The 26,458-nt window shown below is 71.4% G+C and carries 22 protein-coding genes, 2 tRNA genes and 1 pseudogene; 11 read left to right on the top strand and 14 right to left on the bottom strand.

What is annotated here, in order from left to right:
- Nucleotides 1–29 precede the first annotated feature (29 nt).
- Entirely contained in the window at nt 30–1,238 is a 1,209-nt protein-coding gene (locus ACZ63J_RS29775; RefSeq protein ID WP_465401152.1) for a chitinase, read from the top strand.
- Nucleotides 1,239–1,273: 35 nt separating this feature from the next.
- Here the strand turns inward: ACZ63J_RS29775 and ACZ63J_RS29770 are convergent, their stop codons facing one another.
- Nucleotides 1,274–2,368, bottom strand: a complete 1,095-nt coding sequence (locus ACZ63J_RS29770) for a dihydrofolate reductase family protein (RefSeq protein ID WP_465401151.1) — start codon at nt 2,366–2,368, stop codon at nt 1,274–1,276.
- Nucleotides 2,369–2,422: 54 nt separating this feature from the next.
- Here ACZ63J_RS29770 and ACZ63J_RS29765 point away from each other — a divergent pair, with 54 nt between their 5' ends.
- A complete protein-coding gene (locus ACZ63J_RS29765; RefSeq protein ID WP_465401150.1) occupies nt 2,423–2,674 on the top strand; it encodes a hypothetical protein in 252 nt (83 codons plus the stop codon).
- A gap of 6 nt (nt 2,675–2,680) precedes the next feature.
- On the opposite strand, the gene ACZ63J_RS29760 is transcribed toward ACZ63J_RS29765, so the two are convergent.
- From ACZ63J_RS29760 to ACZ63J_RS29725, 8 genes are all read right to left on the bottom strand, one after another.
- Nucleotides 2,681–3,913, bottom strand: coding sequence for an aldehyde dehydrogenase family protein (locus ACZ63J_RS29760; RefSeq protein ID WP_465303850.1), 1,233 nt, complete (start codon nt 3,911–3,913; stop codon nt 2,681–2,683).
- A gap of 75 nt (nt 3,914–3,988) precedes the next feature.
- Nucleotides 3,989–4,939: an aldo/keto reductase gene (locus ACZ63J_RS29755; RefSeq protein ID WP_465401149.1), complete on the bottom strand. Its 951-nt coding sequence runs from the start codon at nt 4,937–4,939 to the stop codon at nt 3,989–3,991.
- 44 nt (nt 4,940–4,983) lie between these two features.
- Nucleotides 4,984–5,766: a M50 family metallopeptidase gene (locus tag ACZ63J_RS29750; protein ID WP_465303846.1), complete on the bottom strand. Its 783-nt coding sequence runs from the start codon at nt 5,764–5,766 to the stop codon at nt 4,984–4,986.
- 162 nt (nt 5,767–5,928) lie between these two features.
- On the bottom strand, nt 5,929–6,660 hold the full coding sequence (locus tag ACZ63J_RS29745; RefSeq protein WP_465401148.1) for a BPL-N domain-containing protein: 732 nt from the start codon (nt 6,658–6,660) through the stop codon (nt 5,929–5,931).
- A complete protein-coding gene (locus tag ACZ63J_RS29740; RefSeq protein WP_465401147.1) occupies nt 6,657–7,868 on the bottom strand; it encodes a heparan-alpha-glucosaminide N-acetyltransferase domain-containing protein in 1,212 nt (403 codons plus the stop codon). Before ACZ63J_RS29740 ends, ACZ63J_RS29745 begins: the two co-directional genes overlap by 4 nt.
- Complete coding sequence (locus ACZ63J_RS29735) at nt 7,865–8,527, bottom strand: BPL-N domain-containing protein (protein ID WP_465303840.1); 663 nt, start codon at nt 8,525–8,527, stop codon at nt 7,865–7,867. The genes ACZ63J_RS29740 and ACZ63J_RS29735 overlap by 4 nt, the downstream gene beginning before the upstream one ends.
- The gene (locus tag ACZ63J_RS29730; RefSeq protein WP_465401146.1) at nt 8,524–9,327 is read right to left on the bottom strand and encodes a dimethylarginine dimethylaminohydrolase family protein; all 804 of its coding nucleotides are present in this window, start codon (nt 9,325–9,327) and stop codon (nt 8,524–8,526) included. Before ACZ63J_RS29730 ends, ACZ63J_RS29735 begins: the two co-directional genes overlap by 4 nt.
- Nucleotides 9,324–13,277, bottom strand: coding sequence for a Pls/PosA family non-ribosomal peptide synthetase (locus tag ACZ63J_RS29725; protein ID WP_465401145.1), 3,954 nt, complete (start codon nt 13,275–13,277; stop codon nt 9,324–9,326). The genes ACZ63J_RS29730 and ACZ63J_RS29725 overlap by 4 nt, the downstream gene beginning before the upstream one ends.
- Before the next feature lie 1,393 nt (nt 13,278–14,670).
- On the opposite strand from ACZ63J_RS29725, the pseudogene ACZ63J_RS29720 reads away from it, so the two are divergent.
- Nucleotides 14,671–14,805: pseudogene (locus ACZ63J_RS29720) on the top strand (valine dehydrogenase); the annotation flags it as partial.
- Nucleotides 14,806–14,922: 117 nt separating this feature from the next.
- Here ACZ63J_RS29720 and ACZ63J_RS29715 read toward each other — a convergent pair.
- Nucleotides 14,923–15,825, bottom strand: a complete 903-nt coding sequence (locus ACZ63J_RS29715) for a DNA-3-methyladenine glycosylase family protein (RefSeq protein ID WP_465401144.1) — start codon at nt 15,823–15,825, stop codon at nt 14,923–14,925.
- Between the two features lie 163 nt (nt 15,826–15,988).
- On the opposite strand from ACZ63J_RS29715, the gene ACZ63J_RS29710 reads away from it, so the two are divergent.
- The 3 genes from ACZ63J_RS29710 to ACZ63J_RS29700 all read left to right on the top strand — a co-directional run bounded on the left by ACZ63J_RS29710 (nt 15,989) and on the right by ACZ63J_RS29700 (nt 19,215).
- Complete coding sequence (locus ACZ63J_RS29710; RefSeq protein ID WP_465401143.1) at nt 15,989–16,732, top strand: class I SAM-dependent methyltransferase; 744 nt, start codon at nt 15,989–15,991, stop codon at nt 16,730–16,732.
- A 39-nt stretch (nt 16,733–16,771) separates the two neighbouring features.
- Nucleotides 16,772–18,094 (top strand): M20 family metallopeptidase, encoded by a 1,323-nt coding sequence (locus ACZ63J_RS29705; RefSeq protein WP_465401142.1) that lies wholly within the window; start codon nt 16,772–16,774, stop codon nt 18,092–18,094.
- A 98-nt stretch (nt 18,095–18,192) separates the two neighbouring features.
- Nucleotides 18,193–19,215, top strand: a complete 1,023-nt coding sequence (locus ACZ63J_RS29700; RefSeq protein ID WP_465401141.1) for a S1C family serine protease — start codon at nt 18,193–18,195, stop codon at nt 19,213–19,215.
- 114 nt (nt 19,216–19,329) lie between these two features.
- Here the strand turns inward: ACZ63J_RS29700 and ACZ63J_RS29695 are convergent, their stop codons facing one another.
- Both ACZ63J_RS29695 and ACZ63J_RS29690 read right to left on the bottom strand, forming a co-directional pair.
- Nucleotides 19,330–19,707, bottom strand: coding sequence for a DUF3224 domain-containing protein (locus tag ACZ63J_RS29695; protein WP_465401140.1), 378 nt, complete (start codon nt 19,705–19,707; stop codon nt 19,330–19,332).
- Between the two features lie 67 nt (nt 19,708–19,774).
- Nucleotides 19,775–21,313, bottom strand: coding sequence for a helicase HerA-like domain-containing protein (locus tag ACZ63J_RS29690; protein WP_465401139.1), 1,539 nt, complete (start codon nt 21,311–21,313; stop codon nt 19,775–19,777).
- A 103-nt stretch (nt 21,314–21,416) separates the two neighbouring features.
- Here ACZ63J_RS29690 and orn point away from each other — a divergent pair, with 103 nt between their 5' ends.
- The 3 genes from orn (at nt 21,417) to proP (ending at nt 23,797) form a co-directional block, all read left to right on the top strand.
- Nucleotides 21,417–22,025 carry an oligoribonuclease gene (gene orn / locus ACZ63J_RS29685; protein WP_465303816.1) on the top strand — a complete coding sequence of 203 codons (609 nt, stop codon included), beginning with the start codon at nt 21,417–21,419 and terminating at the stop codon, nt 22,023–22,025.
- 77 nt (nt 22,026–22,102) lie between these two features.
- A tRNA-His gene (locus tag ACZ63J_RS29680) sits at nt 22,103–22,178 on the top strand.
- A gap of 167 nt (nt 22,179–22,345) precedes the next feature.
- On the top strand, nt 22,346–23,797 hold the full coding sequence (gene proP, locus ACZ63J_RS29675; RefSeq protein ID WP_465340863.1) for a glycine betaine/L-proline transporter ProP: 1,452 nt from the start codon (nt 22,346–22,348) through the stop codon (nt 23,795–23,797).
- Here proP and ACZ63J_RS29670 read toward each other — a convergent pair.
- Nucleotides 23,794–24,468 (bottom strand): alpha/beta fold hydrolase, encoded by a 675-nt coding sequence (locus ACZ63J_RS29670; protein ID WP_465401138.1) that lies wholly within the window; start codon nt 24,466–24,468, stop codon nt 23,794–23,796. The genes proP and ACZ63J_RS29670 overlap by 4 nt on opposite strands.
- 75 nt (nt 24,469–24,543) lie before the next feature.
- Between ACZ63J_RS29670 and ACZ63J_RS29665 the strand changes: the two genes are divergently transcribed.
- Complete coding sequence (locus tag ACZ63J_RS29665) at nt 24,544–24,882, top strand: winged helix-turn-helix transcriptional regulator (protein ID WP_465303810.1); 339 nt, start codon at nt 24,544–24,546, stop codon at nt 24,880–24,882.
- Here ACZ63J_RS29665 and ACZ63J_RS29660 read toward each other — a convergent pair.
- Complete coding sequence (locus ACZ63J_RS29660; protein WP_465401137.1) at nt 24,879–26,063, bottom strand: L,D-transpeptidase; 1,185 nt, start codon at nt 26,061–26,063, stop codon at nt 24,879–24,881. The two genes, ACZ63J_RS29665 and ACZ63J_RS29660, sit on opposite strands and share 4 nt — an antisense overlap.
- A 166-nt stretch (nt 26,064–26,229) precedes the next feature.
- Between ACZ63J_RS29660 and ACZ63J_RS29655 the strand changes: the two genes are divergently transcribed.
- Nucleotides 26,230–26,302: transfer RNA gene (locus tag ACZ63J_RS29655), tRNA-Lys, on the top strand.
- Nucleotides 26,303–26,458 lie beyond the last annotated feature (156 nt).

Genomic DNA, 26,458 nt, shown 5'->3' with positions numbered 1-26,458 from the left:
ACCCTCGATCCCCACCGGGAGGACAAGTCATGCGCAGGAGCAGACTGGCCGCCGTCGGGCTCGCCGCCGCCACTTTCGCCGCCACCGCCGTGAGCCTCGTGCTCGGCGCGCCGTCGGCGACGGCCGCGTTGAGCAACAACTGGTACGCCGCGGCCCCGTACCTGATGCCCGTGAGCAACAACCCGCCCGATCCCATCACGGTGATGAACGCGACCGGGCTCAAGGCCTTCCAGCTGGCCTTCATCCTCGCGCCCAACGGCGGCGGCTGCAGCCCCACCTGGGACGGCACCAACGCGGTCTCGTCCGACACCACCGTCGCGAACGTGATCTCGCGGATCCGCGCCAACGGCGGCGACGTCTCGGTGTCCGTCGGCGGGTACGGCGGCACGAAGCTCGGCCAGACCTGCGGGAACGTCGCCGCGACGGCCGCCGCCTACCAGCAGGTCATCTCGAAGTACTCGCTCAAGGCGATCGACTTCGACCTCGAAGAGCCCGAGTACGAAAACACCGCGGCCATCGCGAACGAGCTCGGCGCGGCGAAGACGTTGCAGGCCAACAACCCCGGCCTCTTCGTGTCGGTGACCATGCCGGGCACCGCGGCCGGCACCGGCTGGTTCGGCACGCAGCTGCTCGACCAGGCGAAGTCGATCGGCTTCTCCCCCAACAACTTCTCGATCATGCCCTTCGACGGAGGCTTCAACGGCGGCTCGTCGCAGGTGTCCGCGCTCGAGGCCCTGCACGGCCTGCTGATGTCGCACATGGGCTGGGACAGCGCGACGGCGTACTCGCACGAAGGCTTCTCCGGCATGAACGGCAAGTCGGACGCTTCGGAGATGTTCTACACCGCGGACTTCCAGACGGTGTACGACTACGCGACCAGCCACGGCCTCGGCCGCTTCACGTTCTGGTCGGTCAACCGCGACCGCGCCTGCGTCGGCACGACCGACAACGGCGTCTGCAGCAACGTCCCGCAGAACGACTGGGACTTCACGAAGTTCAGCGTCCGCTTCGCCGGCGCGACCCCGCCGCAGACGACGCCGACCAACCCGACCACGACGCCGACCACCCCGGGCGGCGGCTCCTGCACCGCGGCGGAGTGGGATCGCACCAAGGTCTACGTGAAGGACGACGTGGTCAAGCACAACAGCCACAAGTTCACCGCGAAGTGGTGGACGCAGGGCGAAGAGCCCGGCACCACCGGCGAATGGGGTGTCTGGACCGACAACGGCGCCTGCTGAGCCGTCCGGCCCGTGCGGGTTCGCGCCCGCACGGGCTACTTCCAGTCGAGGTGGGTGTTCTCGCGCTGGACCTCTCGCGTCAGCGCGGGCACCTCGACGACGTGCCGCCCGGCTCGCCGGAGCAGCTCGGTGCCCCGGGCGTCGACGAACACGGGCGGCTCGCGCCAGGCGAACACGACCCGCGGGATCCCGGCGTCGAGGATCAGCTGGGTGCAGCTGCGCGGGTGGGAGCTCCGGTGGCTGCACGGCTCCAGCGAGCTGTACATGGTCGCCCCGGCCAGCCGCGGATCGCCTTCGCACTTGGCGAGCGCGGCTTCCTCGGCGTGGTTGGCCGGATCACCTTCGCCGGAATGCCCGGTCGCGACGACCTCGCCGTCGGCGTCGGTGATCACGGCCCCGACCCGGAAGGTGTGGCTCGGCGGGCATTCGGCGGCCAGCGCGATGGCTTCCTTCAGCCGGCCGACGTCCCGGCCGGTCGGTTCGGCGGCCGCGCGGTACTCGAGGATCGCCATTCCGGTGAGCTCACGCGCACTGGTGAGCACCAGCGGCCGCGGGTAGAGCCCGGGCCCGACGAACCGCGGCGCGTCCGGCTGCCCGACGAAGAACGGTGCGATCGCGAGCCGCAGCTCGTCGGCGAGGCCTTCCGTGAGGAACCGCGTGTGGATCCCGCCACCGCCCTCGACCAGCAGGTTCTTGATGCCGCGCGCGCCGAGGTCGTCGAGGACGCGCCCGAAATCCGGCGGGTTCCCGGCGTCGACGACGGTGGCGACGCTCTTCAGCGCGTCGGCCGCCCCGAGCGGCGCGTAGACGATCTTCTCGGTGTCCCCGACGGTGAAGAACTGCGCGTCCGGGTCGAGGCCACGGGTGGTCACGGTGACCTTGACGGGCTGTTCCGGCTTCCCCTGCGCCAGCCGCTGTTGCCGCAGCTCCGGCGACCGGACGAGCAGCCGCGGGTTGTCGGCGCGGACCGTTCCCGCCCCGACGAAGATGGCGTCGGCCTCGGCCCGCAGCCGGTCCACGACGCCGAAGTCGTCCTTTGTGGACAGTACGAGCCGCTCGGGTGAGGTGTCGTCGAGGAAGCCGTCGAGCGACTGCGCGGCGGACAGCAGGACGTGCGGCCGGGTGATCACCCGGCCCAGTATGCCGTTCCGTAACGCGCCCGGCGATCGCGGCGTCTATCCGGCATGGGCACGCGCGGCTGGTACCACGAACGGACCCTCACCACGGTCGACACCGTCGGCCGTGAGGTACGGGTGTCGACCGGGCTCACCCGCGACCCGGAAGGCCGCCTGGTCGCGGCGATCGCGATCGGCGACGGCCCGACCGCGATCTTCCGCCACGCCGCCGACACCCTCGACCGGACCGAACTGCTGGACAACACCGAGCAGACGGTGCAGGACCTGCGGCGGCTCGCGAGCGTGCCGCCGCGGATCTGACCGGGCTCAGGCCGGCAGGACGGCGTACTGGCGGACGTAGAGGTCCGTGTACGTCACCGGTCCGCGCGGGCCGGGGACCTTGTCCAGGTTGATGCCGGTTTCCGGCACGGCGAGCAGCTTGAAGCCGTCGAGGAGCCGGGTCGGCGCGTTCCAGAAGACGCCGGTGCCGGTGTAACCGTCGAAGAAGGCGTCGGCGGCCGACTCGTCCTCGGTGGAGATGCCCGCGGCCAGGCCCGACGTCCGCTCGTTGGCGATCTCGACGGCGTCGGCCAGCGCCCCGACCTTCGCGACGGTGACGGTCGCCTCCCGGTCGGAGTCCAGCGCCCACTCGTAGCCGATGGCGTGCTCGTGCGGCGCCAGCGAAGGCGTGACACCCCGCTCGGCCAGCGCTTCGGCGATCCCGGGCCAGACCTCGTCGTGGATGCCCTCGTGGATGAGCAGCAGGTTCAGCCGGTTGCAGACGCCCAGCCGGTCGAGGCTGGCGTAGACCAGGTCGCGCGCCTTGGTGACGTCCGCGCCGCGGTCGACGTACAGCACACCGCCGCCGTCGGCGTGGGCGAGCGTCCGCACGCCGTGGACGGCCGCCTCGGTCGCGAGGGCCCGCGTGCTGTCCCCGCTGCCGCGCAGGATCACCAGCGGCACCAGGTCGGGCAGCCGCACCAGCGCGGACGCGGCCTCGCGCTCGACGCGCGGCACCAGCTGGACGCAGTCGGCGTTGATGCCCGCCTCCGTCAGCGCCGGCGCGATGACGACCTCCCGCAGCCGCTGGGCCGAGCCGAGCGCGGCCGAGCCGGTGCGCAGCACCCCGCCGTTGCGCGACTTGACCAGCTGCGACGCCACGTCGACGGTCACGTTCGGCCGCGCCTCGTAGTTCGCGCCGATCACGCCGACCGGGCGTCGTCGCTCGACCAGCTTGAGGCCGCCGTCCAGCGTGGACACCTCGACCGACCGCTCCTGGTGGGGGGCGCCGGCGAGCAGCCGCAGCTGCTCGGCCATGCCGGTGAGCCGCTCCGGGGTGATGGTGAGCCGGTCGAGCAGACCGGCGCTCATGCCCTCGGCCTTCGCCCGCTCGACGTCGGCCTGGTTCGCCTCCAGGATCTCCTCCCGGTGCGTGACCAGCCGCTCGGCCATCCCGCTCAGCGCGGCATCGATGGTCTCGGCGCTCGCGGCGGCGAGCGACGGCGCGGCCAGCTTCGCCGCCCGTGCGCACTCCTCGACGGCCTTGGCGACCTCGTCCATCGTTCGTCTCCCTCCGCGCGGACCAGCGAGAGACCAGTTTGCCGCATGGGCGTGACCAGGGGCTCCGCCGCCCCCTCAGGCGGACGCGTCGCCGAGCGCGGTCAGTTCGCCGTCCGACAGGCGCAGGTCCGCCATCGCGACCAGCGCCGGCACCTGCTCGACCGTGCGCGCCGAGGCGATCGGCGCGACCACGGTCGGCTGCTGCGCGAGCCAGGCCAGCGCGACCGTCGCCGGCTGCGCACCCCGTGCCGCGGCGACCGTCTCCAGGGCGGCGAGCACCTTGACCCCGCGCTCGCTGTCCGCGTAGCCCCCGGCCAAGCCGGGCAGGTCACGCACGCTGTCGACCGCCTGCCCCGGACGGTACTTCCCGGTCAGGAACCCCGACGCGAGCGCGAAGTAGGGAACACACGCCAGCCCCGCCCGCTGGACGACGTCCCGGCGCGCGCCCTCGTAGGTGTCCCGCGAGACGAGGTTGTACTGCGGCTGGAGCACGCTGTACCCGGTCAGCCCTTCCCGGGCGGCGAACTCCAGCGAGGCGGAGAGCCGCTCGGGGCTGACGTTCGACGCGCCGAGCGCCCGCACCTTGCCCGCCCGCACCAGCTCGTCGAGCGCGGCCACGATGTCTTCCACCGGGACGGACTCGTCGTCGAAGTGCGCGTAGTACAGGTCGATGTGGTCGATCCCCAGCCGTCGCAGGGACTCCTCGGCGGCAGCCTTGATGGTGGCCGGCGCCAGGCCCTTGTACTGCGGGTGGTCACCGACCTTCGTCGCGACGACGACGTCGTCCCGGTTCCCGCGCGCGGCGAGCCACCGGCCGATGATCACCTCGGATTGCCCGGGCTCGTTGCCGGGGAAGTGGTACATGTACGAGTCCGCGGTGTCGACGAAGTTGCCACCGGCCGCCCGGTAGGCGTCGAGCACGGCGAACGACTGCGCTTCGTCGGCCGTCCAGCCGAAGACGTTCCCGCCCAGGCACAACGGCGAAACGGCGAGTTCGGTCCGGCCCAGGGTGCGGAGATCATTCATGGCACCCATTCAACTCGCGGTCGGTGAATTCCCGCCACCAGCGCTCAGGCGGCGGCGGGTTCCAGCAGCCACAGCCCGCCCGCGATCAGGCAGCTGACGGTCGCCACGGCGAACACCAGCACCCACAGCACCGGCGGCACCGCGGTCAGCCGGCCCAGCTGGTCGGCGTCGGAGTCGCGGGCCTGCCCGCGCCGCCGCTTGACCTGCAGCTCGGCCACCGGCCGCACCCCGCCGAACAGCAGGAACCACGTCACGAGGTAGCTGAACGGAGCCTGCACCTCGACCGGCGCGACAAACGCGACCAGCGCGAGCACCAGGGCACTGGCGACGACGGTGAACACCCCGTAGGCGTTGCGCACCATCACCAGCACGCCGAGCAGCAGCAGCGCGATCAGGACGAGAACGGTCCCGACCAGGTCGTTCCCCAGCAGGCTGGCGAACAGCAGCCCCAGCACCGACGGCGCGAGGTACCCGGCCATCGCGGTGAACGCCATGCCCGGCCCTTCGGGCTTCCCGCGCGACACGGTGACGCCCGAGGTGTCCGAGTGCAGCTTGATGCCCTGCAGCCGCCGCCCGACGAGCACCGCGGCCAGGGCGTGCCCGGCCTCGTGCACGATGGTGACGACGTTGCGCACCAGCCGCCAAGGCGACCCACCGACCAGCACGACCAGCAACGCCACCCCACCGGCGACCAGGGTGATCACGGCGGGAGTCTGGGCCTGCTCGAGCAGGTCACCGGCCGACGAAGGGGCGGCGGCGACCGCGCGAAAGGCTGACAGGGCGTGACCGGCCGGGCCACCGAGCGCGAGTTGAACGGGCGAGCTCACCCGAACACCTCACCACAGGCAATATCTGGCTACGGTGAGTCCCCGCTGCTGGCCGGTTTGCGGCTTCCGGTATCGGCGACGTGGACAGTGCCTGGATCAAGGCTGTGTCGGATGGTGTCGAGTGATGCCGGACCAGGTCGGGCCAGGAGTCTCCGGCCGGAGTCAAGCCAGGGCGCGGTCGACGAAGGCGAACCCCAGGTCGAGCCGTCCGTCGCCGGGGTCCGCCACGCCGGCGTCGCGGTACCACGACGCCGGGGCCTCGGGGTGCGGGCCGACCACCGCGACCCGGCCGCGGCCGTACCCCGCGACCGCCGCCGCGATCGTTCCGTTCGTGTAGCGCGCCAGCACCGTTGCCGGTGCGTTCAGGACGAACTGCGGGCCGTCCTGGAAGTACATCTCGCGGCGGCTGCCTTCCCAGTCCACCTCGACGATCGTGTCCTTCGCGGACCGAACCTCCGCCCCGCGCGACGTGGTGTACTGCTGCGTGTCGCCGGGGAGCAGGCCGAAGCCCGGGGTTGCGCCCGCCAGGTAGCCGCCCAGGCAGAAGCCCAGATAGCGGCCGCCGCCGCGGACGTACGCCGTGATGACGTCGCGGTGGCGGCGCATCACCCGCCACGCGTCCGACAGGCCTCCGCCGCCCGGCTGCGCGTACAGCACCGCGGCCGACAATGCCTCGGTCGTCAAGGGAATCTTTTCGCCGGGGCCGCAGTACTCGACACGGAAACCACGCGGGTGCGCGCGAAGCAAGGCAGCCACCGCGTCCGAACACGGGTCGGTCGCGCCGTCGCCGCGGTAGACGAGGGCGAGCGGGCCCGGTTCGGGCCCACCGCACGCGGCGAGCAGGCCCACCGCCGCGACGCCCGCCAGGAGACCCCGGCGGGACAACCCGGTCACGCCCGCTCCAGGAACGGTTCTCGCGCCCGTTTCGCCAACGCCGTGACGAGCGACTCCAGGGGTCCCTTCCCGGCTGTCGCCCGCCAGGCCAGGCCGACGACCAGTACCGCGGCAACCTGAAGCGCGTACCCGACGCCGGGGCTGTACACGTCGTAATCGGAGTTCAGGAACATGATGTGCGCGGTGTAGAAGGTCAGCGTCATGCTGCCCGCCGCGGCCAGGGGAGCGAGCACGGCGGGACGCACGACCCGGCCGAGCAGGAGCATCAGCCCCAGCAGGGCGATCGCGGAGCCGGTCGTGCCGACCAGGTCCGGCGCGGTCCCGGTGTGCGGGGCCGCGATGGCCAGCCACCACGGCGTCGACGTCGGCGTTGTGCCGTCGCCGCCGAGGTTGAGCAGCTCCGTCGTCTCCGGCACGGTCAGGACGCTGAACGGCTGCGCGGACCAGATCTCGGTCAGGCCGCCGAAGCGGTGCAGCAGCACCCACGACGCCGCCACCGCGCCGACGGCCAGCGCCACCCCGGTTCCCAGCAGCGCGACCGCGGTCTTCACGCGGCGCAACGAAAGCCGGCCGACGACGATGCCCGCGCAGAGGTACACCGTCCACGACAGAGCCGGGTACTCGCCGGTCAGCGTCAGCTCGGTCAGCAGCCGCACGGGATGCGTCACGGCGTAGGCGAACCCGTTGTTCAGCAACGTCGGTTCGGGCAGGTGCGGCTGCAGCAGGTGCGTCAGCGGCGGGACGCCGGCCGCGACCGCGACGCCCACGGCCGCGACCGCCCATGTCGGCAGCAGGACCAGCGGGATCGCGAACAGGAACAGGATCGCGTAGTACGGCAGGATCACGACGGCCAGTTCGGCGTCGGTGTAGCCCAGGGCCAGCCCGATCAGGCCGATGGCGAGCGCGCGGACGGCCAGCATCGCCGCGGTGGCGCGGAAACCGGCGCCGCGCACTCGCCGTCGTCCGGTCATGAAGGCGACGCCGACCCCGGCCAGGACGGCGAACGTCGCCGCCGCGCGGCCGCCGAAGATCGCGAACGACAGGGACGGGTGGCCCGGCGTGCTCTCCTCCGGCAGGGAGTGCACGGCCATCATGCCGAGCAGCGCGATTCCCCGCGTGGCGTCGACGGCGGTCAGGCGGACCCGGGGCGCGCGGTCGCGCGGGGTTTCGGTCGTGCCCGGGCGTGTTTCGCGCGCGGTGTCCGTCATGCGGCCATCACCGTGTTCACGAGGTCACGGCCGAGGTCGTGCCCGAAGCGGAGCCATGGCGCGCGCAGACCGCCGTCGGTGTACCAGTCGCGGGTGGCTTCCGGGTGCGGGCCGACGACGCCCACCCGGCCCGCGCCGAAGGGGGCGACCAGCGCGGCGGCCGTCCCGTTCGGGTAGGTGGCGAGCACGTCCGCGGCCGCCGGGTCGTCGAGCACGAACACCGGGCCGTCCTGGAAGTACAGCTTGCGGCGGCGACCGCGCCAGCGGACCTTGACGATGGCGTCCTCGTCGTGGTCGATGGTCGCGTTGCCGGTGTCGATGTAGCGGTCGGTGTCGCCGGGCAGCAACCCGAACCCCGGCGTCGCGCCGGCCAGGTAACCGCCGAGGCAGAAACCGAGGTAGCGGCCGCCGCCGTCGACGAAGGCGCGGATGTCGTCACGGTGGCCGCGCAGCTTCCGGTACGCGCGCCCGAGCGTCCCGCCACCCGGCTGCGCGTACAGCGCCGCTTCCGACAGCGCCGCCGAACCGAGCGGGATCTCTTCGCGCGGACCGGTGAACCGGACGTCGAAGCCGTGCCGGGTCGACTGCAGCAGCCCGGCGACGGCCTCGGGGCAGCCGGGGGTGGTCGCCGGACCGCGGTAGACGAGCGCGAGCTTCACGCGGCCCGCCCGGGGTTGTCGAGGGTCAGCGCGGTGCAGCGAACCCCGCCGCCACCCTTGCGCAGCTGCGTCGTTTCGAGTTCGACGACGTCCAGGCCGAGCTCCCGCAGCTCCGCCGCCAGCACCGGGACGCCCGCGGTCATCGTCACGGTGACGCCGTCGCTCACCAGGTTGAGCGCGAACGCCTCGGCTTCGGCTTCGGAAACTTCGATCAGCGTGCCGCCGAGGTCGCGCAGCCGGCCGCGGCTGGGTTCGTCGAGCGCGGCCGGGCAGTACGCGAGGACACCGGGCGCCACCACGGCGACCGCGAGGTCCAGGTCGTACCAGCGCGGCCCGGTCGTCCGCAGCGGCACGATCTCGTACCCGAGCACCTCGGCGACGACGTCGTGGGCGCGCCGGTCGGTCCGCTGCCCGTACCCGGCCAGGAGGAGGTCGCCGTGGGCGAGCGCGTCGCCCTGGCCGCTGAACGCGTACGGCGACTCGGTGACCTCGAACCCGTTGGCGGTGAACCAGTCCCGGTGGTACGGCGTCTCGGCGCGCCGCTCGGGCGGCAGGTTCGCGAGAACGGCCCGGCCGGCGCGCACCACGGCCGCGTTGGCCGTGTAGACCATGTCCGGGCACTCCGGCGCCGGGTCGAGGAACTCGACCTTGCGCCCCGCCGCGAGGTGCGCGGCCACGAGCGCGTCGTGTTCGGCGATCGCGGCCGCCGGGTCCGGCTGCACCGCGGTGTCCATGTACGGGTTGATCTCGTAGTCGACCCGGAAGTGGTGGGCGCCGGACGTCAGCAGGGCGGTGTTCACGCCGGAAGTCCTTTCACGAGCAGGGTTTGCGCGGGAATGCCGCGCCAGGAGGTGTGCGAGGCGAGGTGTTCGCCCTTCATCAGCAGCGACAGCGAGCCGAGGGAGACACCGTCGCCGACCACGGCGTCGTAGAGCACGATCGCGCGGGTGCCGACGGTCGCGCCGTCCCCGACCGTGACCACCGACATCTTCATGACGCGGTCCTCGAACAGGTGAGTCTGCAGCGAGACCTCGGTGCCGACCGTGGCGTCGTCGCCGACCTGCACCAGATCGAACTCGGTCAGGTACGTCGTGCCGATCCACGTGCGCCGCCCGATCCGGGCGCCGAACCAGCGCAGCAGCGGCGGCAGCAACGGTGTCCCCACGAGCATGCCGAGCCCGGCCGGGACCGCCGCCGACTCGTAGAGCCCGGTGACGAACTCGCTGCGGCGCACGAACGGGCTCCACAGCGGCTCGACGCGCGGGGTGTACTCGCCGACGACGTTGCGCTTGGTCGCCGCGCAGAACCCGATCACTCCGAGCCCGGACGCGATCGCGACCAGCGGCGAGACCAGCGCCGGCACCGGCAGGTCGCGGCCGGCCGCGAGCCCGGACAGCGCCAGCAGGAAGAGGTAGAAGCTCAGGCCCAGCAGGGACGCCGGGAGCGTCGCGCGGGCGAACTCGACGGCCAGGCGCTGCCGGACCAGCCGCCGTGGCGGACGGAACGTCTGCTCCTCGGGGAAGTCGCCGCTGTCCTGGCGCCGCGGCAGGTGCATCGCGGGCGAGCCGAGCCACGAGGAGTCCCCGGGCACCTGCGTCCCGGGCGGGACCGTGCCGACGCCGACCAGGGACCCTTCGCCCAGCGCCGTCCCGGCCGGCACGACCGAGGCGTTGCCGACGAACGCGCGCCGCCCGACGTCGGTGGTGAGGAAGGCGACCCGGCCGCGGGCGAACGTCGCCGCGCCGACCGTGGCCATGTCGGCGACGAAGCTTTCCGGGCCGAGGGTGAGCAGGTCCGGGTCGAGGTGCCCGGCCGTGGACACCTCGGCGCCGCGCCCGACCCGGGCGCCGAGCAGCCGCAGCCACGGGACCGTGTACAGCGTTGCGTAGAGCGAGTTCGTGAAGGTCAGGCTGAACTCGAGGAGCTTGTCGGCGACCCACTTGCGGACGCCGAGCCCGGAGCGCACCGGGTGGATCCCGACGGGCGTGTCCGGTAGCACGAGCTTGCGGCCGAGCGCGACGACCAGGCAGACGGTCACCACGAAGATCGGCCCGGCGAGCACGGTCGCGACCACCCCGGCCAGCACGCCCCAGCCCAGCAGTGCCCACCACACGAACGCGACGCTGGGCAGGATCAGGCAGATCGCGCCGACCTCCAGGGCGCCGAGGCCCAGCAGGGTCAGCAGCACGTGGTGCAACCGCCACCCGCGGCCGGGTTCGGCCGGCGCCAGCAGGTCTTCGACGACCGGAGACAGCGCGTCCACCCGGGCCGACGGCGACCCGGCCCGCCGCTCGCCCGCGGGCACGGACTCCCCGCGGCCGAGCAGCGACTGCTCGGCGAGCGCGGCGCCCGGCCCGACCGAGGTGCCCGGCTCCAGCACGGAGTTCGCGCCGACGAACGCACCCGCGCCGACGGTGATCTCCCCGACGGTCACCCAGCCGTCCTCGACCCGCCACGGCCGCAGCACCGCGCCGTAGCCGATCGCGGCGTCGTCCTCGACGCGCACCAGCGCGGGCAGGGAGATCGAGCTGGTGGCGATCACCGCGCGCTTGCCGACCCGCGCGCCGAGCAGGCGCAGGTACAGCGGCATCAGCCCGGACCCGCTGACCACCGGCAGCGGGCCGACGCTCAGCAGCAGGTCGAGCGTCCAGAGTCGCAGGTAGGTCGGCCCCCACAGGCGGTAGCGGCCCGGCCGGATGCCCGCCGAAAGCGGCCACACCAGCAGCAGTGGCACCAGCCAGCGGACGCCGAGGTAGCTGACCAGGATCGCGACCAGCAGCTGCGCAAGGACGGAAACCGAGACGTCACCGTCGTTCCACGTGTAGACGTAGGCGACCGGCAGCGTGATCACCAGCAGCAGCAGGTAGACGACCACGGCCTGCGCGCCGCCGGCGACCGCGATCCGGCGCGTCCGATGGCGGATCGGCGCGTGGCGCGGCTCGGCTTCGGTGGCCGCCGCGGGCTCGTGCGCGTCCAGGTGCGCGGCCAGGGACCGGACGTCGGGGTGGGCGTAGAGGTCACGCACGGCGATCCCGGCGGCGAGGTCGTGCTCGCGCAGCCGGGACACGACGGTCGCGGCCAGCAGCGAATGGCCGCCCAGGTCGGCGAAGAAGTCCGCGGTCACCGAGAAGTCCTCGGGCGCCATGCCGAACGCTTCCGCCCACACTCGCGCGACGGTCTCTTCGGTTTCGGTGGCCGGGGCGACGAGCGGGCCGTCCAGGGTTCTCTTCCGGCCTTCGGGCACCGGCAGCTCGCGGCGGTCCACCTTGCCGCTGGGCATCATCGGCAGCACCGGGAGCGTGACGAAGAACCCGGGCACCATGTACGCGGGCACCTGGTCGCGCAGCTTTTCCCGCAGGCGCGGGAAAAGCGCGGTCTCGTCCGCTGTGGACACCACGTAGCCGACGAGCTCGGGGCTGCCCGGGGTCACCTCGACCATCGCCGCGGCGGCCGCCGAGACGTCCGCGTCGGCGAGCAGGACGCTCTCGATCTCGCCGAGGTCGACGCGGTGGCCACGGATCTTCACTTCGGCGTCGGCGCGGCCCAGGTATTCGATTTCCCCGCCGTCGACGAGCCGGCCGAGGTCGCCGGTGCGGTACACCCGCTCGCCGTCGTGGTTGACGAACTTGTCCGCGGTCAGCTCCGGCCGCCCGACGTAGCCCTTGGCGACGCCCGGGCCGCCGATGCAGATCTCGCCGACCTCGCCGGCGGGCACCGGCACGCGGTCGTCGTCGAGCAGCACCACCGAATACGTCGGCACGGGCACGCCGATGGTGACCGGCCGGCCCGGCCGCAGCTCGCACCAGGTCGCGGTGACGGTGGCCTCGGTCGGGCCGTAGGTGTTGAGGATCCGGCGGCCGGGGCGCGCCCAGCGGTCGACCAGCTGGCGCGGGCACGCTTCACCGCCGACGAGGAGGTTGCGCAGCAGGGGTAGGTCGTGCGGGATCGTCGCCAGCAGCGTCGGGACGCAGTAGAGGACACTGATCCGCGCTTCCTCGAGGAATTCGGCCAGCTCGGCGCCCAGCCGGCGGGAGTCGGTCGGGCCCGCGACGAGCGTCGCGCCGACCGCCCACGTCGGCCAGATCTCCTCGATCGAGAAGTCGAAGGAGATCGTCATCCCTTGGTAGACGCGGTCGTCCGGGCGCACGTCGTACAGCTCGGGGACGACGTCGAGGAAGTTGCGGATGCTGTGGTGCGCGACCTCGACGCCCTTGGGGCGGCCGCTGGACCCGGAGGTGTAGATGACGTACGCGCTCGGGCCGGCGTCGAGCAGGTCGTCCTCGGTGAGGTCCGGCCGGTCGTCGCGGCCGGCGAGGTCGCCGGGGTCGAGCGTGGGGCAGGGGGCGGCGGCGACGCGGTCCGGCGTCGTCAGCAGCAGGTCGACGCCCGCGTCTTCGGTGATGTAGGCGACCCGGTCGGCGGGGGACGCGGGGTCGATGGGCACGAACACCCCGCCGGCCTTCCCGACGGCGAGCAGGCAGGTGTAGGTGTGCAGGCTGCGTTCGACGAGAATCGCGACCCGGGCCCCGCGCCGGACCCCGGCGGCGCGCAACCGGTGGGCGAGCCGGTTGGCCCGCCTGTCCAATTCTTCGTAGCTGAAGGAATCGCCGCCGACCTCGAGCGCGACGGCGTCCGGAACACGGTCGGCGGTTCGTTCGAAGACGTGGTGCAACCGCCGGACCGGCTCGGCGTCCGACGGCCGGGCCGCCGTGGCGACGACGGAATCGGACGAAAAGTCCGTGAACCCCACGCAGCTCCCTTTCCACTCGAACGGCTGCCTTCAGGACTCCATTCGGTGTATCCCGGTTCACCCGTTGGTATGCATCTCCATCCTCGACAGAGTTGACCGTAGTTGGCAAGTAACAAACGGTGATCTTCCCCACGCGGGTGATCAAACCATTCGTGAATGAGCATTCCGGTGTCCGGAAAAATGCCTACAAGCGCGGAATCAGGGGAAGCGCGGGTGAAATTCATGTGAATCCGGCGCTCGGGGCCACGGGAAAGATTGCGGAAGTCTTACGTTCACTCGCGACGAGCGAAAAGGTGTCGCGGAAAGGCGCCTCGCGGTCCGGAGTTCGCCTGAGCGGGTCAGCCCGTGTGGTCGGGCAGCGGCCCGGATGGGGGCGAACAGGACGGTGGTCCTGGTCCCGCGGAGCTCGGCGAGCCACTCCCGGGCAGCCGGGGTCCAGGCGCGCCTCCTGCGGGCGTCGTCGGTGCCGCACTCGGCGAGCTTGCCTTCGGCTCAGCGGCGGAACGGGGCCGGTCCCGGTGCTGCGCGCGGACGACGCGGCGCGGGCCCGACTCGGACCCGTTGGACTCCGTGGCTTCGAAGGTGCCGGAACAGCGTTGCCCGACGTGGGCGGGCAGCGTTTCGGGGGCCACTTCCAGTGCCAGGTACAGCTCGACCAGGCGGGCGACCGAGCACCGCCGGGTGCTGAGCTCGCAGGTGGCGAGGGTTGCAGCGAGAGGTCGCTGTGCAGCCGGCGGTTGAGGTCGCGGCGCGTCAGGCCGCGCTCCTCGCGGAGCCGGCGGAACTCCCTGCCGGTATGTGCAGGTTTGTGCCGGCATCCGGCTGCACCACGCTTTCCGCCGGCGTGCCCGCCGCGGCGCGCACGCCGGACACAGTCGCCTCGCCCCGTTCCGGTTCCCCGCCGAGCGACGAGCGGCAGGCGCTCCGACCGAGCCCGTCGATTGCGCCGGGCCGGTATGCAGACTCCAGCGGGAGCGGGATCTGAGAACCAGGAGGTGGCTCGCGGGTACCCGAAAGCTCCGCCTCCCTCGACCAGGTGACCGGGCTACCCGGTCGCGCCCAGCTCGAAGCCGAGCTCACGCGGCTGCTGGCGGCTGAAACCGGTGCCCAGGGTCACCGTCCTGCCGGCGGTCTCGACAGGCGAGGTGTGCGACCGCCGCGGAAGCCGAGACTGGGTAGGCCGGAACTCCCCGATGGCGTGACCCGGAGTTCGTATGCGAAGCCCGACGCCAGCCCGCATTGGCTCCGCTCGCTCGGCCGCGGACGCCGGCGCGGCCGTTGCAGGCTCGGCGGCGATGCGGCTTCTTGACGGACGCGAGATCACCCAGGCCGTGCAGCTGGTCGCCGAGCGCGGACTGCCGCCGGCGGCCGGTCGGTTGCACCTCGCCGTGTGCGGACCACGGCCATCTTCGACACGACGAAGACCGTGTTCGAGCTGGCCGTCGCCGACGGCGTGCCCCCGGCGACGGCGGCCGACCGGCTTGCCGAGCGCCGGATGGCGGAGGTCCGGCGGCTGCGGTCCATCATGGCCGGGCGGGGTGCCGTGCACCCTTGTCAGGCGAGAGTCCACACGGCCGCCGCGGGCGTGGCTTCGGCGAGGTGATCAAGCTCGCGCGAACCCCGACATCCCGCCTGCCGGGTCAGGTCATCGCGACTCCCTCATCCGCGCTTCGCCCTCGACGCGGAACAGGAACGACACCCAGCTTCGGAACGGCGCCCAGGCCTCCGCGATCTCCGTCAGCTCTGCGACCTCCGCTTCCGGCAGGTGGTACGCCTCCCGCATGATCTCGTGAAGACGGCTCTCCCCGCGGGGAAAGACGTCCGGGTGGCCCGCTCCGCGGATCAGGATCAGCTCCGCACTGAAACGGCCGATCCCCGGGAGCAGCTGCAGCCCCTTCAGCGCCTCCTCGGGCGGCATCGCCCGCAACGCGGTCGCGTCGAGCGCGCCCGCGACGGCCGCCGAAGCGATTCCGCGCAGGCGTTGGACCTTCCGGCCGGACAGGCCCGGCAGGTACTCCAGCTCCGCCAGCACCTCCGGCGCCGGGAACGACGTCAGGGTCACTCCGCCGACGTCGACTTCCGTGCCGTGGCGTTCCGTCAAGCGGCGGCGCAGCCGGACCGCCTGGGTCATCCAGACCCGATGGCTCAGCACTGCCCAGCACGCCGCCTCGTACGGGGACGCGAACAGGACCGGACGCAGCCCCGGCTGCAGATCCCGCAGCAGGGACACCACCGGGTCGCGGTGGCCGACCTCCGGGAACGCCGTGCCGTCGACGTCCAGTGAGCAGATCCTCCTCACCTGCTCCACCACGGCGTCGGTCTGCGCGGGCGGCGCGTGGACCTCCACCGTCACCTCGCCGGGCGATCTCTGCCGCAGCACCGCTCCGACCGGGGTCCACTCGCCGTCGAGTGGGAAGGCCACCCGGAGTGCGCCCGGCCGGGCTTCCGGTTGGCCGGCCGGGGCGAACCCGGTCAGGAACCGGGCCGCCGCGGCCAGGTCGAACTCGCCGCGCACCGCGATTGTGTTGTCCACCATGGAAACCGTCATCTCTCCTCCTCGGATCGGGAACCTCGCCGACGACGTTAGGAACCGGCACCGACAATTTCCGGCCTCGAACGTCTGAGCCCGGCTTTCTTCACTCGATCGAGCGAACGGCGCGCACCCCGCCCCGGTTTGGCATACTGCCGGTATCCGAACTCCGGGAGGGCCTGTGACCACCGCACTCGAACGCCTCGAGAAGCTGCTGGACGAACCAGCCGAGCGCGGCGAAGGCTTCCTCGACCTGCTCGGCGCCGCGAACCAGGCCGGTCCGCCGACCGGGCTCACGCAGCGCCTGATGCGCACGACCCTGCTCCCCCAGGTCTACGAGCGGTACTGGCGCCCCGCCCTCGGCCGCGCGCTCAAGGGGCCGCTCGGCCCGAGCATGGCGGGCGAGGTCCGGCTCGCCACCGAGCTCCTCCGCCTCGAACCCGGCCGGACCGTGCTCGACGTCGCGTGCGGCACCGGCCGGTTCACCCGCGCGTTCGGGGCGGCCGTGGGGCCGGACGGGCTCGCGATCGGCCTCGACGGCGCGCGCACGATGCTCACCAAGGCCGTCGCCGAGAGCAGCGCCGACGTCGCCTACCTGCGCGCGGACGCCGTGCGCCTCCCGCTGCGGGAGTCCACTGTGGACGGCGTCTGCTGCTTCGCCGCGCTCCACATGTTCGCCGAGCCGGAAACCGCGTTGGACTCCTTCGCGCGCGTGCTCAAGCCGGGCGGCCGGGTCGTGCTGCTCACGAGCGCCCGTCGAGGCTGGCAACCCGCGCGAGTCGCGGAGTCCGTCGGCGGGATCCTGAGCGGGCAGCGGATGTTCGACCGCGGCGAAGTGGCGGCGAGCCTGCGCGCCCGCGGGTTCACCGACATCACCGAGCGGTACGCGGGTGTCACCCAGATCGTGGCGGGCCGGCTGACCTGAGCGCCGCGGATTGTCGGGCCCGCCGGTTAGCATCGCCCCATGACCCACCACGAGCCCGTCCCGCCCGATGACAGCTACCTGCGTTCCCTGGTCGAGGCCACCGCCGACGCCGTCGCGGCCGCCGAACCGCTGTCCTCGCCCTACCCCGGCGCGGACGAGGCGACGCGGGCCGAGGTGACCGCCGCGGTCGAGCGGAGTTCGCCCGATCTGGTGGCGTTGAGCCAAGATCTGCACGCCAATCCGGAGGAAGGGTTCGCCGAGCACCGCTCGGTGCAAGCGCTTGCCGACCTCCTGCAGCGCCACGGCCACGAAGCCACCGTCGGCGTCGGTGGCCTGGACACCGCGCTGCGGGTCGGCACGCCCGAACGAGACGGCCCGCACATCGCCGTCCTCGCCGAGTACGACGCGCTGCCCGGCCTCGGCCACGCGTGCGGCCACAACATCATCTGCACCACCGCCGCGGGCGGCTTCCTCGGCGCCGCCACCGTCGCCGAGCGGCTCGGCGGCCGCGTGAGCCTGATCGGCACGCCGGCCGAAGAAGGCGGTGGCGGCAAGGAGATCCTGGCCCGCGCCGGGGTGTTCGACGACGTCGACGCCGTGATCATGCTGCACCCGTTCAGCCACGACATCGCGCTGCACCCGTTCCTCGGCCGCCGTCAGCTGGAGATGGTCTTCCACGGCGTCGGCGCGCACGCGAGCGCGCAGCCGTTCATGGGCCGCAACGCGCTCGATGCCGCCGTCGCCGCGTACCAGGGCGTCTCGGCGCTGCGCCAGCAGCTCCCGCAGAGCGACCGCGTCCACGGGATCTTCACCGACGGCGGCGCCCGGCCGAACGTCGTCCCGGCCCGCGCCGCACTGCTGTTCTACCTCCGCTCCCAGAGCCCGGACACCCTGCGCGACCTCGCCGCGCGCATGACGTCGATCGCGGAGGGCGCGGCGGCGATGACCGGCTGCGGGGTCGAGCTGATCTGGGACGCCCAGGCCGCCTACCTGCCGATCCGGTTCAACACCGCGCTCGCCGGGCGCTGGTCGGTCAACGAGGCGGGCACCGGCCGCAAACCGCTGCCGCCGGGCATCGTGCCGGAGTCCCTGACCGGGTCGACCGACCTCGGCAACCTCTCCTACCGGATGCCCGCGCTGCACCCGATGCTGGCCGTCTCGGGTCCGACGGTCGCGTTGCACACCAAGGAGTTCGCGGCCGCGGCCGGCTCGCCCACCGGGGACGCGGCGGTCCGCGACGGCGCGCTGGGCCTGGCCCTGACCGCCGCGGACTACCTCGGCGACGCCGAGCTGCGGAAGGCGGTGCACGACGAGTTCGAGGCGGCGGGAGGTGCGCTGGACGTCCCGTCGTTCTTCGCCTGACGCCTGAGAACCAGCTGAGTTTTCTCAGCTGATTCTTCTCAGCAAAGCCTGAGGTGTTTCCACAGGTTGCTCACAAGCGCGGGCGCGAACCTGGTGTCATGACCGAGAACGAGAGTCGGCCCGGCCCCGCCTCACCCGGTGGGCACCAGCCGCACCAGAGCACTCCGCAGTACGGGCCGTACGCTCCGCAGTACGGCTACCCGCAGCAGCAGGCCGCGCCGAATCCGCTCTTCACGCCGCAGCCGCCGCAGGCCCCGACCGCGCTGAAGACCAAGCCGCGCAAGGGAAGCCGGGTCGCGCTGATCGTCAGCGCGACCGCGCTCGGCGCCGCGCTGGTCGGCGGGGTCGGCGGCGCCGCGATCGTCGGGCTCACGACGTCCTCGGCGGACGGCACGACGACGTCGGTGAGCACGCCGGCGGCCAACGGCCAGACGGTCTCGAACTCCACGTCCGGCGATGTCAGCGCCGTCGCGGCGAAGGTGACGCCGAGCGTCGTCCAGATCAACGTGACGACCGACCAGGGCGAGGCCATCGGCTCCGGGGTCATCCTCACCTCGGACGGCCGGATCCTGACCAACGCGCACGTCGTGGACGGCGCCCAGAACGTCGTCATCACGACGTCGGACGGCAAGAAGTACCAGGCCAGCGTGGTTGGCGCCGATACCAAGGCGGACATCGCGGTGGTGCAGGCCCAGGGCGCCAGCGGCTTGACCGCCGCCTCCCTCGGCGACTCGAGCAAGCTCGCCGTCGGCCAGGAAGTGGTCGCGATCGGCTCGCCGGGCGGGCTGCAGAACACCGTCACCACCGGCATCGTCAGCGCGCTGAACCGCAACCTGTCGGACATCGGGCAGGGCCAGCAGCAGCAGCAGTCGCCGTTCAACCGGACGTCGAACCAGACCGCGGACTCGCCCAGCTACACCGCGATCCAGACGGACGCCTCGATCAACCAGGGCAACTCCGGCGGCGCGCTGGTCGACGCGAACGGCAACGTGATCGGCATCAACTCGGCGCTCTACAGCCCGACGGCCTCGGCCAACGGCTCCGCGGGCAGCGTCGGGATCGGCTTCGCCATCCCGATCAACGACGCCAAGAAGATCGTCGACCAGATCGTGAACAACTAGGACGCGGACGGGTCGTGGTCGGGGCGGCCCGTCCCACCCGCTTCGGGGAGCGGGGAACCGGCGAAGGCCGTTTCGAGAGTCAATCGGGGGCTCTCGAAACGGCCTTCGCGCCGTCTACAGCTCGTAGGTGAGCGTGAAGGTGTGGTTCTGCTCCGCGTCCAGCTCGATGCTCGCGGAGCCGGAGATCCCGGTCAGCTCACCCGAACCCGAGCCGGTGAGGATCTTCAGCGTCAGCCCGGTGTCGTCGGCCGAGTGGTGCAGGACGAACGCGCCCTTGCGGCCGTCGACCGAGACGGCGAGACGCTCGAAGCCGACGTACGCGCGCGAAGTCGCGTTGGACGCCGTCAGCATCTCGACGGTGCTGGTCCCCTCGACCGCCCCGGTGAACGTCTTGGCGATCGCCACCCGGGCGAACTCGGTGCCGGCGGCCTCGTCGGTCGCCTGCGGCTCCCACTGGTCGAGGACGAACGACGCGGTCGCGGTGCTGGTCATGGCAGTCCCTCTCTTCGCTGTGGACACCAGCTTCGCAGCGATACCTGACAGGATGCGTCAGGTTTTCTCAGCGCTTCCGGTTGCCGAACAGCCCGCGCGTGATCTCCCGGCCCAGCGCGCTCGCCGCGGACCGCATGAACGACTTCACGGCGGGGTTCTTCATCGCCGACTCGATGAACCCCGGGTCGTCCTTCTGAGGCGGAGCCGGCGCAGGAACCTCAGCGGGCGGCGCCTCGGGAGCCGCTTCGGGAGCGGGAGCCACCTTCGCGGCGAGCTTCTCGTAAGCCGACTCCCGGTCGATCGTCTCGGCGTACTTCGCGTGCAGGTCCGACGAAGCAACCGAAGCGGCGACGGCCTCTGCGCCGATCGAGCCCATCTTCGACCGCGGCGCCCGCAGCCGCGTCCACGCGACCGGCGTCGGCGCACCGCGTTCCGACAGCACCGTGACGATCGCCTCGCCGATCCCCAGCGACGTCAACGCCGTGTCGAGCTCGTAGAACTTCGTCTTCGGGTAGGTCTTCACCGTCTTGGCCAGCGCCGCCTGGTCGTCCGGCGTGAACGCCCGCAGCGCGTGCTGGATCCGCGCGCCGAGCTGCGAAAGCACGTTGTTCGGGATGTCCGTGGGCAGCTGCGTGCAGAAGAACACGCCGACGCCCTTCGACCGGATCAGCTTCACGGTCTGCTCGATGCGCTCCAGGAACGCCTTCGACGCGTCGTTGAAGAGCAGGTGCGCCTCGTCGAAGAAGAAGACGAGCTTCGGTTTGTCGAGGTCGCCCTCCTCGGGCAGCTCCTCGAACAGCTCGGCCAGCAGCCACATCAGGAACGTCGAGAACAGCGCCGGCTTCGACTGGAGGTTGTCCAGCTCGAGCAGCGTGACGACGCCCTTGCCGTCGGCCTGCCGCATCAGGTCGTGGACGTCCAGCTCCGGCTCGCCGAAGAAGTCCTCGCCGCCCTGGGCCTCCAGGTTGGACAGCGCGCGCAGGATCACCCCGGCCGTCGCCGCCGAGACGCCGCCGATGCCCTTGAGGTCCGCCTTGCCTTCGTCGCTGGTCAGGTGCGTGATCACCGACCGGAGGTCCTTCGTGTCCAGCAGCGCCAGGCCACGCTGGTCGGCCCAGTGGAAGATCAGCCCGAGCGTCGACTCCTGCGTCTCGTTCAGGCCCAGCACCTTCGACAGCAGCACCGGCCCGAAGCTCGTGATCGTCGCGCGGATCGGCGAGCCCTTCCCGCCGGTCCCCAGCGACAGGAACTGCACCGGGAACGCCGTGCCCGCCCAGTCGTCACCCAGCTCCTGCGAGCGCTTCGACACCTTGTCGTTCGCCTCGCCGGCCGCCGCGAGCCCGGACAGGTCACCCTTGACGTCCGCGAGCACCACCGGCACCCCGGCGGCCGACAGCTGCTCCGCGACCAGCTGCAACGTCTTCGTCTTGCCCGTGCCGGTCGCCCCCGCGACGAGCCCGTGCCGGTTCAGCGTCGCCAACGGCAGCCGTACCGCGGCGGCGGCGTCGGCCTGGCCGTCGATCACCACCGCGCCCAGCTCCAGCGCGGCACCCTCACTCGCATAACCAGCGGCGATCTCGCTCGCCGGCGACCCCTGCTCGGTCACTCTCAGCTCCCCGATCTTGTGTCCCGGACCACAGCGGCGAGCGTAACGCGCCGTACGCGCAGGTAACGCCCCTCTTGTCCCCGTGTCGGGTTAGGGTCACCAGGTGACCGACCGCCTAGTCTGGATCGACTGCGAAATGACGGGGCTCGACCTCGGCAAGGAAGCGTTGATCGAAATCGCCGCCCTCGTCACCGACGCGGAGCTGAACGTGCTCGGCGACGGAGTCGACATCGTCATCCACGCCGACGAGGACAAACTCGCCGGGATGCCGGACGTCGTCCGCGAGATGCACGCCCACTCCGGCCTCACCGAAGAGGTCCGGCGCTCCACCGTGAGCCTCGAAGAAGCCGAACGCCGCGTGCTCGAGTACATCCGCGAGCACGTCCCGGAATCCGGCACCGCGCCGCTCGCCGGCAACTCCATCGCGACCGACCGCGGTTTCATCGCCCGCGACATGCCGGCCCTCGACGCCCACCTGCACTACCGCATGGTCGACGTCTCGTCGGTCAAGGAGCTCGTGCGCCGCTGGTACCCGCGGATCTACTACGCCAAGCCGGAAAAGGGCCTCGCCCACCGCGCGCTCGCGGACATCAAGGAGTCCATCGGCGAGCTGGACTACTACCGGCGGGTCGCGTTCGTCCCGCAGCCCGGGCCGACCAGTGACGAAGCCAAGGCCGTCGCCGCTGAAGTGCAGGAACAGCACCAGGGGTAGCCCCCTGAAAATCGTAAGAGGGCACCCGCTACGATTACTTCCAGCGAGGTGATCGCAAGCGGATCCTCTCGGCGATGGTGGGCGTAGCTCAGCTGGTAGAGCACCTGGTTGTGGTCCAGGAGGTCGCGGGTTCGAAACCCGTCGCTCACCCCAATTGCCCCAGGCTGGTCGGTTGCTTCGCAACCTTCCCTTGGCCTGGGGTTTCGCCTTTTTGTGGGGGTCGAACCCCCACACCCCCGCCGGGGGTGAACCCCCGGACCCCCATCCCGTGTGGGCGCGTTGCGTGGTCATGAGCCAGTGGTGGTAACCCTCACGACCGGATGGCTCAGCGTGCGAACGTCCGATCGCCGGTGCACGGTGGTCAGGTGGCACGTTCAGCACCGAAGATCAGGCGGAAGAAGAAACTGCGGTACGAGGACATCACCGTCGTCGACCAATCGCTGCTCAAGCGCGCGGTCGGGGCCGCGGCCCTCGGCAACGCCATGGAGTGGTTCGACTTCGGCGTTTACGCCTACATCGCCGACACCATCGCCGAGGTGTTCTTCCCGCCCACCGTGTCGCCCGGCGTGCGGCTGATCGGGACCTTCGGCGCCTTCACCGCCGCCTTCCTGATGCGGCCGCTCGGCGGGCTCGTCTTCGGGCCGCTCGGCGACCGGATCGGGCGGCAGAAGGTCCTCGCCGTCACCATGATCATGATGGCCATCGGGACCCTGTGCATCGGGCTGATCCCGTCCTACTCCTCGATCGGCGTCTGGTCGCCGATCCTGCTCGTGCTCGCGCGGATGGTGCAGGGCTTCTCCACCGGCGGCGAGTACGGCGGCGCGACCACGTTCATCGCCGAGTACTCCCCTGACAAACGCCGTGGCTTCATGGGCTCCTGGCTCGAGTTCGGGACGCTCTCGGGGTACGTGCTCGGCGCGTCCGTCGTCACCGGCATGAAGGCCTGGGTCCCCCACGAGACGCTGCTCGACTGGGGCTGGCGGGTGCCGTTCCTGGTCGCCGGCCCGCTCGGCATCATCGGCCTCTACATGCGGCTCAAGCTCGAAGAGACCCCGGCGTTCCAGAAGCACGCCGAAGAGGCCGAGAAGCGCGGCCGCTCCGGCGAGCCGTTCTGGAAGATGTTCACCGAGTACTGGCCCGCGCTGCTGATCTGCGTCGGCCTGGTGCTCGTGTTCAACGTCACCGACTACATGCTGCTGTCGTACATGCCGACGTACCTGTCGGAGCAGCTGCACCTCGACGCCACGCACGGGCTGCTGCTGATCATCGTCGTGATGGTCGTGATGATGCTGATCATCCTGGTCGGCGGGCGGATCACCGACAAGGTCGGGCGCAAGCCGGTCATGATGGCCGGCTGCATCGGGTACCTCGTGCTGTCGTGGCCGCTGATGCTGCTGGTGCACGACGGCGGCCTCGTCCTCACCTTCCTCGGGTTGATGGGCCTGGGCCTGCTGCTGCTCTGCTTCGAGGTGTCGATGCCCGCGGCGCTGCCCGCGTTGTTCCCGACCGCCATTCGCTACGGCGCGCTGTCGATCGCGTTCAACATCTCGGTGTCGCTCTTCGGCGGCACGACCCCGCTGGTCATGCAGGCGTTGATCTCGTCGACCGGCCACGACTACTGGCCTGCCTGGTACATGATGGCGGCCGCCGCGATCGGCGCCGTCGCGGTCTTCTTCAGCCGCGAAACGGCGAACAAGCCGCTCTGGGGCTCGGGGCCCGCGGTGTCGACCGAAGAGGAGGCCCGGGAGCTCGTGCGCGAGTCGAAGTCCTAAGCCGCCTCGAGCAGGAGCCCGGCCAGCTCGGCGGGCATGGTGATCATGCAGTCGTGGCCGGTCGGCAGCTCGTACACCGGCTCGCCCGGCGGCACGGGACGCCGGGTGATGCCGTCCGGCCGGCCGACGACGCAGTGGATGTGCGTGCGCGGGATCGCCTTCGCCGCCGGGTTGACCAGCCGGACCGGCTCCGTGAGGCACCGGACCGGCTGGTCGGACAGCATCGTGCGCAGCCACGCGACGTCGTCGGGATCGGTGACGCCGAAGTTGCCGGCCAACGGCGGCACCCGCCAGCCGTCGACGGCGTTGTCGACCAGCTGTTTCGTGACGGGGATGACGTCGGCCGCGGTCTCGCCGTCTTCGGGGACCATGGCGTCGAGGAACACCAGGCGCGCGATCCGCTCCGGGAGCCGGTCGGCGACGCCGGAGATGACCATCCCGGCGTAGCTGTGCCCGACGAGGACGACGTCGTGCTCGGCTTCGAGCAGGGCGGCGACGTCGTCGAGGTGGGTGCCGAGCCCGACTTCGGGGCTCAGCAGGTGGGCCTTGTCGCCGTAGCCGGTCAAGGACGGCGCGAGCACCCGGTGGCCGGCGGACTCGAGCAGCGGGACCACGCGGTCCCAGCAGCGTCCGCTGTGCCAAGCGCCGTGTACCAGCAGGAAAGTGGACATGACAGCATCGTGATCGACTCGGCGCGCCCCCGGCAATACGGCACTTTCCGGTGCCCCGGTTCTCAGGAGGTAACCATGGAGGACCCGTGCAAGGCCCGTGAGGTCCTCGGGATCGTCGGGGACAAGTGGGCGCTGCTGGTCGTGCGCATGCTCAAGGACGGGCCGCGGCGCTTCACCGAGCTCAAGCGGTCCATCGACGGCATCAGCCAGCGCATGCTCACGGTGACCCTGCGCGACCTCGAGCGCGACGGGATCCTGACGCGCACGGTCTTCGCCGTCATGCCCCCGCACGTCAGCTACGAGCTGACGCCGATGGGCCGGACCCTGCGCGAGGCCACGGCGCCGCTGCTGGCGTGGAGCATCGAGCACCTGCCGCACATCGACGCCGCGCGCACGGCGTACGACAACCGCTAGTTCGCGGCGGTCCGCCATTCGTCCCAAGACAGCTGCCAGACGCTCCAGCCGTCGGTCGGCTCGAGCTTCGGGCCGCCGCTGTTCTGGACCGTGACGACGTCACCCTTCTTGGACGTGTCCATCAGCCACTTCGTGTTGTCGGTGGAGAGGTTGAGGCAGCCGTGGCTGACGTTGCTGTGGCCCTGCTGCCGCACCGACCAGGGCGCGGAGTGGTAGAAGATGCCGCTGTAGGACAGGCGCACGGCGTACTGGACGAAGGTGCTGTACCCGCCGGGCGAGTCCTCGGGGACGCCGTAGGTGGCGGAGTTCATCGTGTAGCCGTTGTGCTCGCTCATCACGGTGTAGGTGCCGGCGGGCGTGTTGTGGCCGGGCTTGCCCATGGACGTCGGCATGGTCTTGACGACCTGGTCGTTGACCGAGACGGTCATCTGGTGGGTGCCGCCGTCGGCGACGGCGACGAGCTTGTCGCCGACGGCCGCGGTGAAGGTCTTGTCCTCGCGGCCGTAGCTGCCGTTGCCGAGCGGCTTGCCGTAGACGGCGGCCTCGACCTTGATCTTGGTGCCGCTCTTCCAGTAGTCCTTCGGCCGCCAGGTGACCTGCTTATCGCCGGACCAGCGGAAGGCGCCTTCGGTGGCCGGCTCCGCGGTGATCTTCAGCGCCTTCTCGGCGGCAGCCTTGTCGGCGACGTTGCCGGTGAAGGTGAAGATCAGCGGCAACCCGACCCCGACGGTCTCCCCCTCGACGAGGTTCACCGAGACCCCGAGCTGCCGGGCGGGCTTGGCGGTGCTGAAGGCCGACTCGGCGGTGACGGGCTTGCCGTCGGCGCCGGTCGCGGTGGCTGTCAGCGTGTAGGACTTGTTGTAGCCGAGCGGCTCGGCGGAGTCCCACCCGGAGCCGTCGGCCCGCGCCTTCCCGGCAACGACCTTCCCGTCGGTCCCGGTCAGCTTCACCTCGCCGACCTTCCCGTCGGCCACGGAGACGGTGACCGGCTCCCCGGGGGCGACGTCCTTGGCATCCTTCGCGGGACTCACGGTGACCACGGCGGGCTTCAGCACCGGCTTGGGAGCACTCGAGGAGGCCGGTTCCTTCGGCGGTTCACTCGAAGGACTACTGCTGCACCCGGCCACCGTGAGGCCGATCACCCCCGCGACCACCAGCAGCCGCGCCTTCGTACCCCGCATGCTCACCCGCCTGTTTCGCCGTCGATGTCCGACTACAGTGTGCCCGACCAGCCGGGACGCCGGGGCGGGAACGTCCCAACCCGGACAAGGGGACCCCCCTGAAACGGGCTCTGAACGGGGTGCTAATCTTTTCCACGTCGCCGAGGGAAACCTCTGGCAGACACCGGCGCCATTAGCTCAATTGGCAGAGCAGCTGGCTCTTAACCAGCGGGTTCGGGGTTCGAGTCCCTGATGGCGCACCTCCACTCCCCAGGTTGAAGATCTCTTCAACCTGGGGTTTTGTGGTTTCCGGATACTGATCGTCCGCTTGCGCACCGTCCACTGTGGTCGCCGTGGCCGGGAAGTCTCGGCCGGTCCGGATCGGGCTCCCGGCGACGAGTACGCCCATGAGCAAC

The sequence above is a fragment of the Amycolatopsis sp. NPDC104863 genome (assembly GCF_055582965.1).
This window is presented reverse-complemented; position numbering and strand designations above follow the sequence as displayed.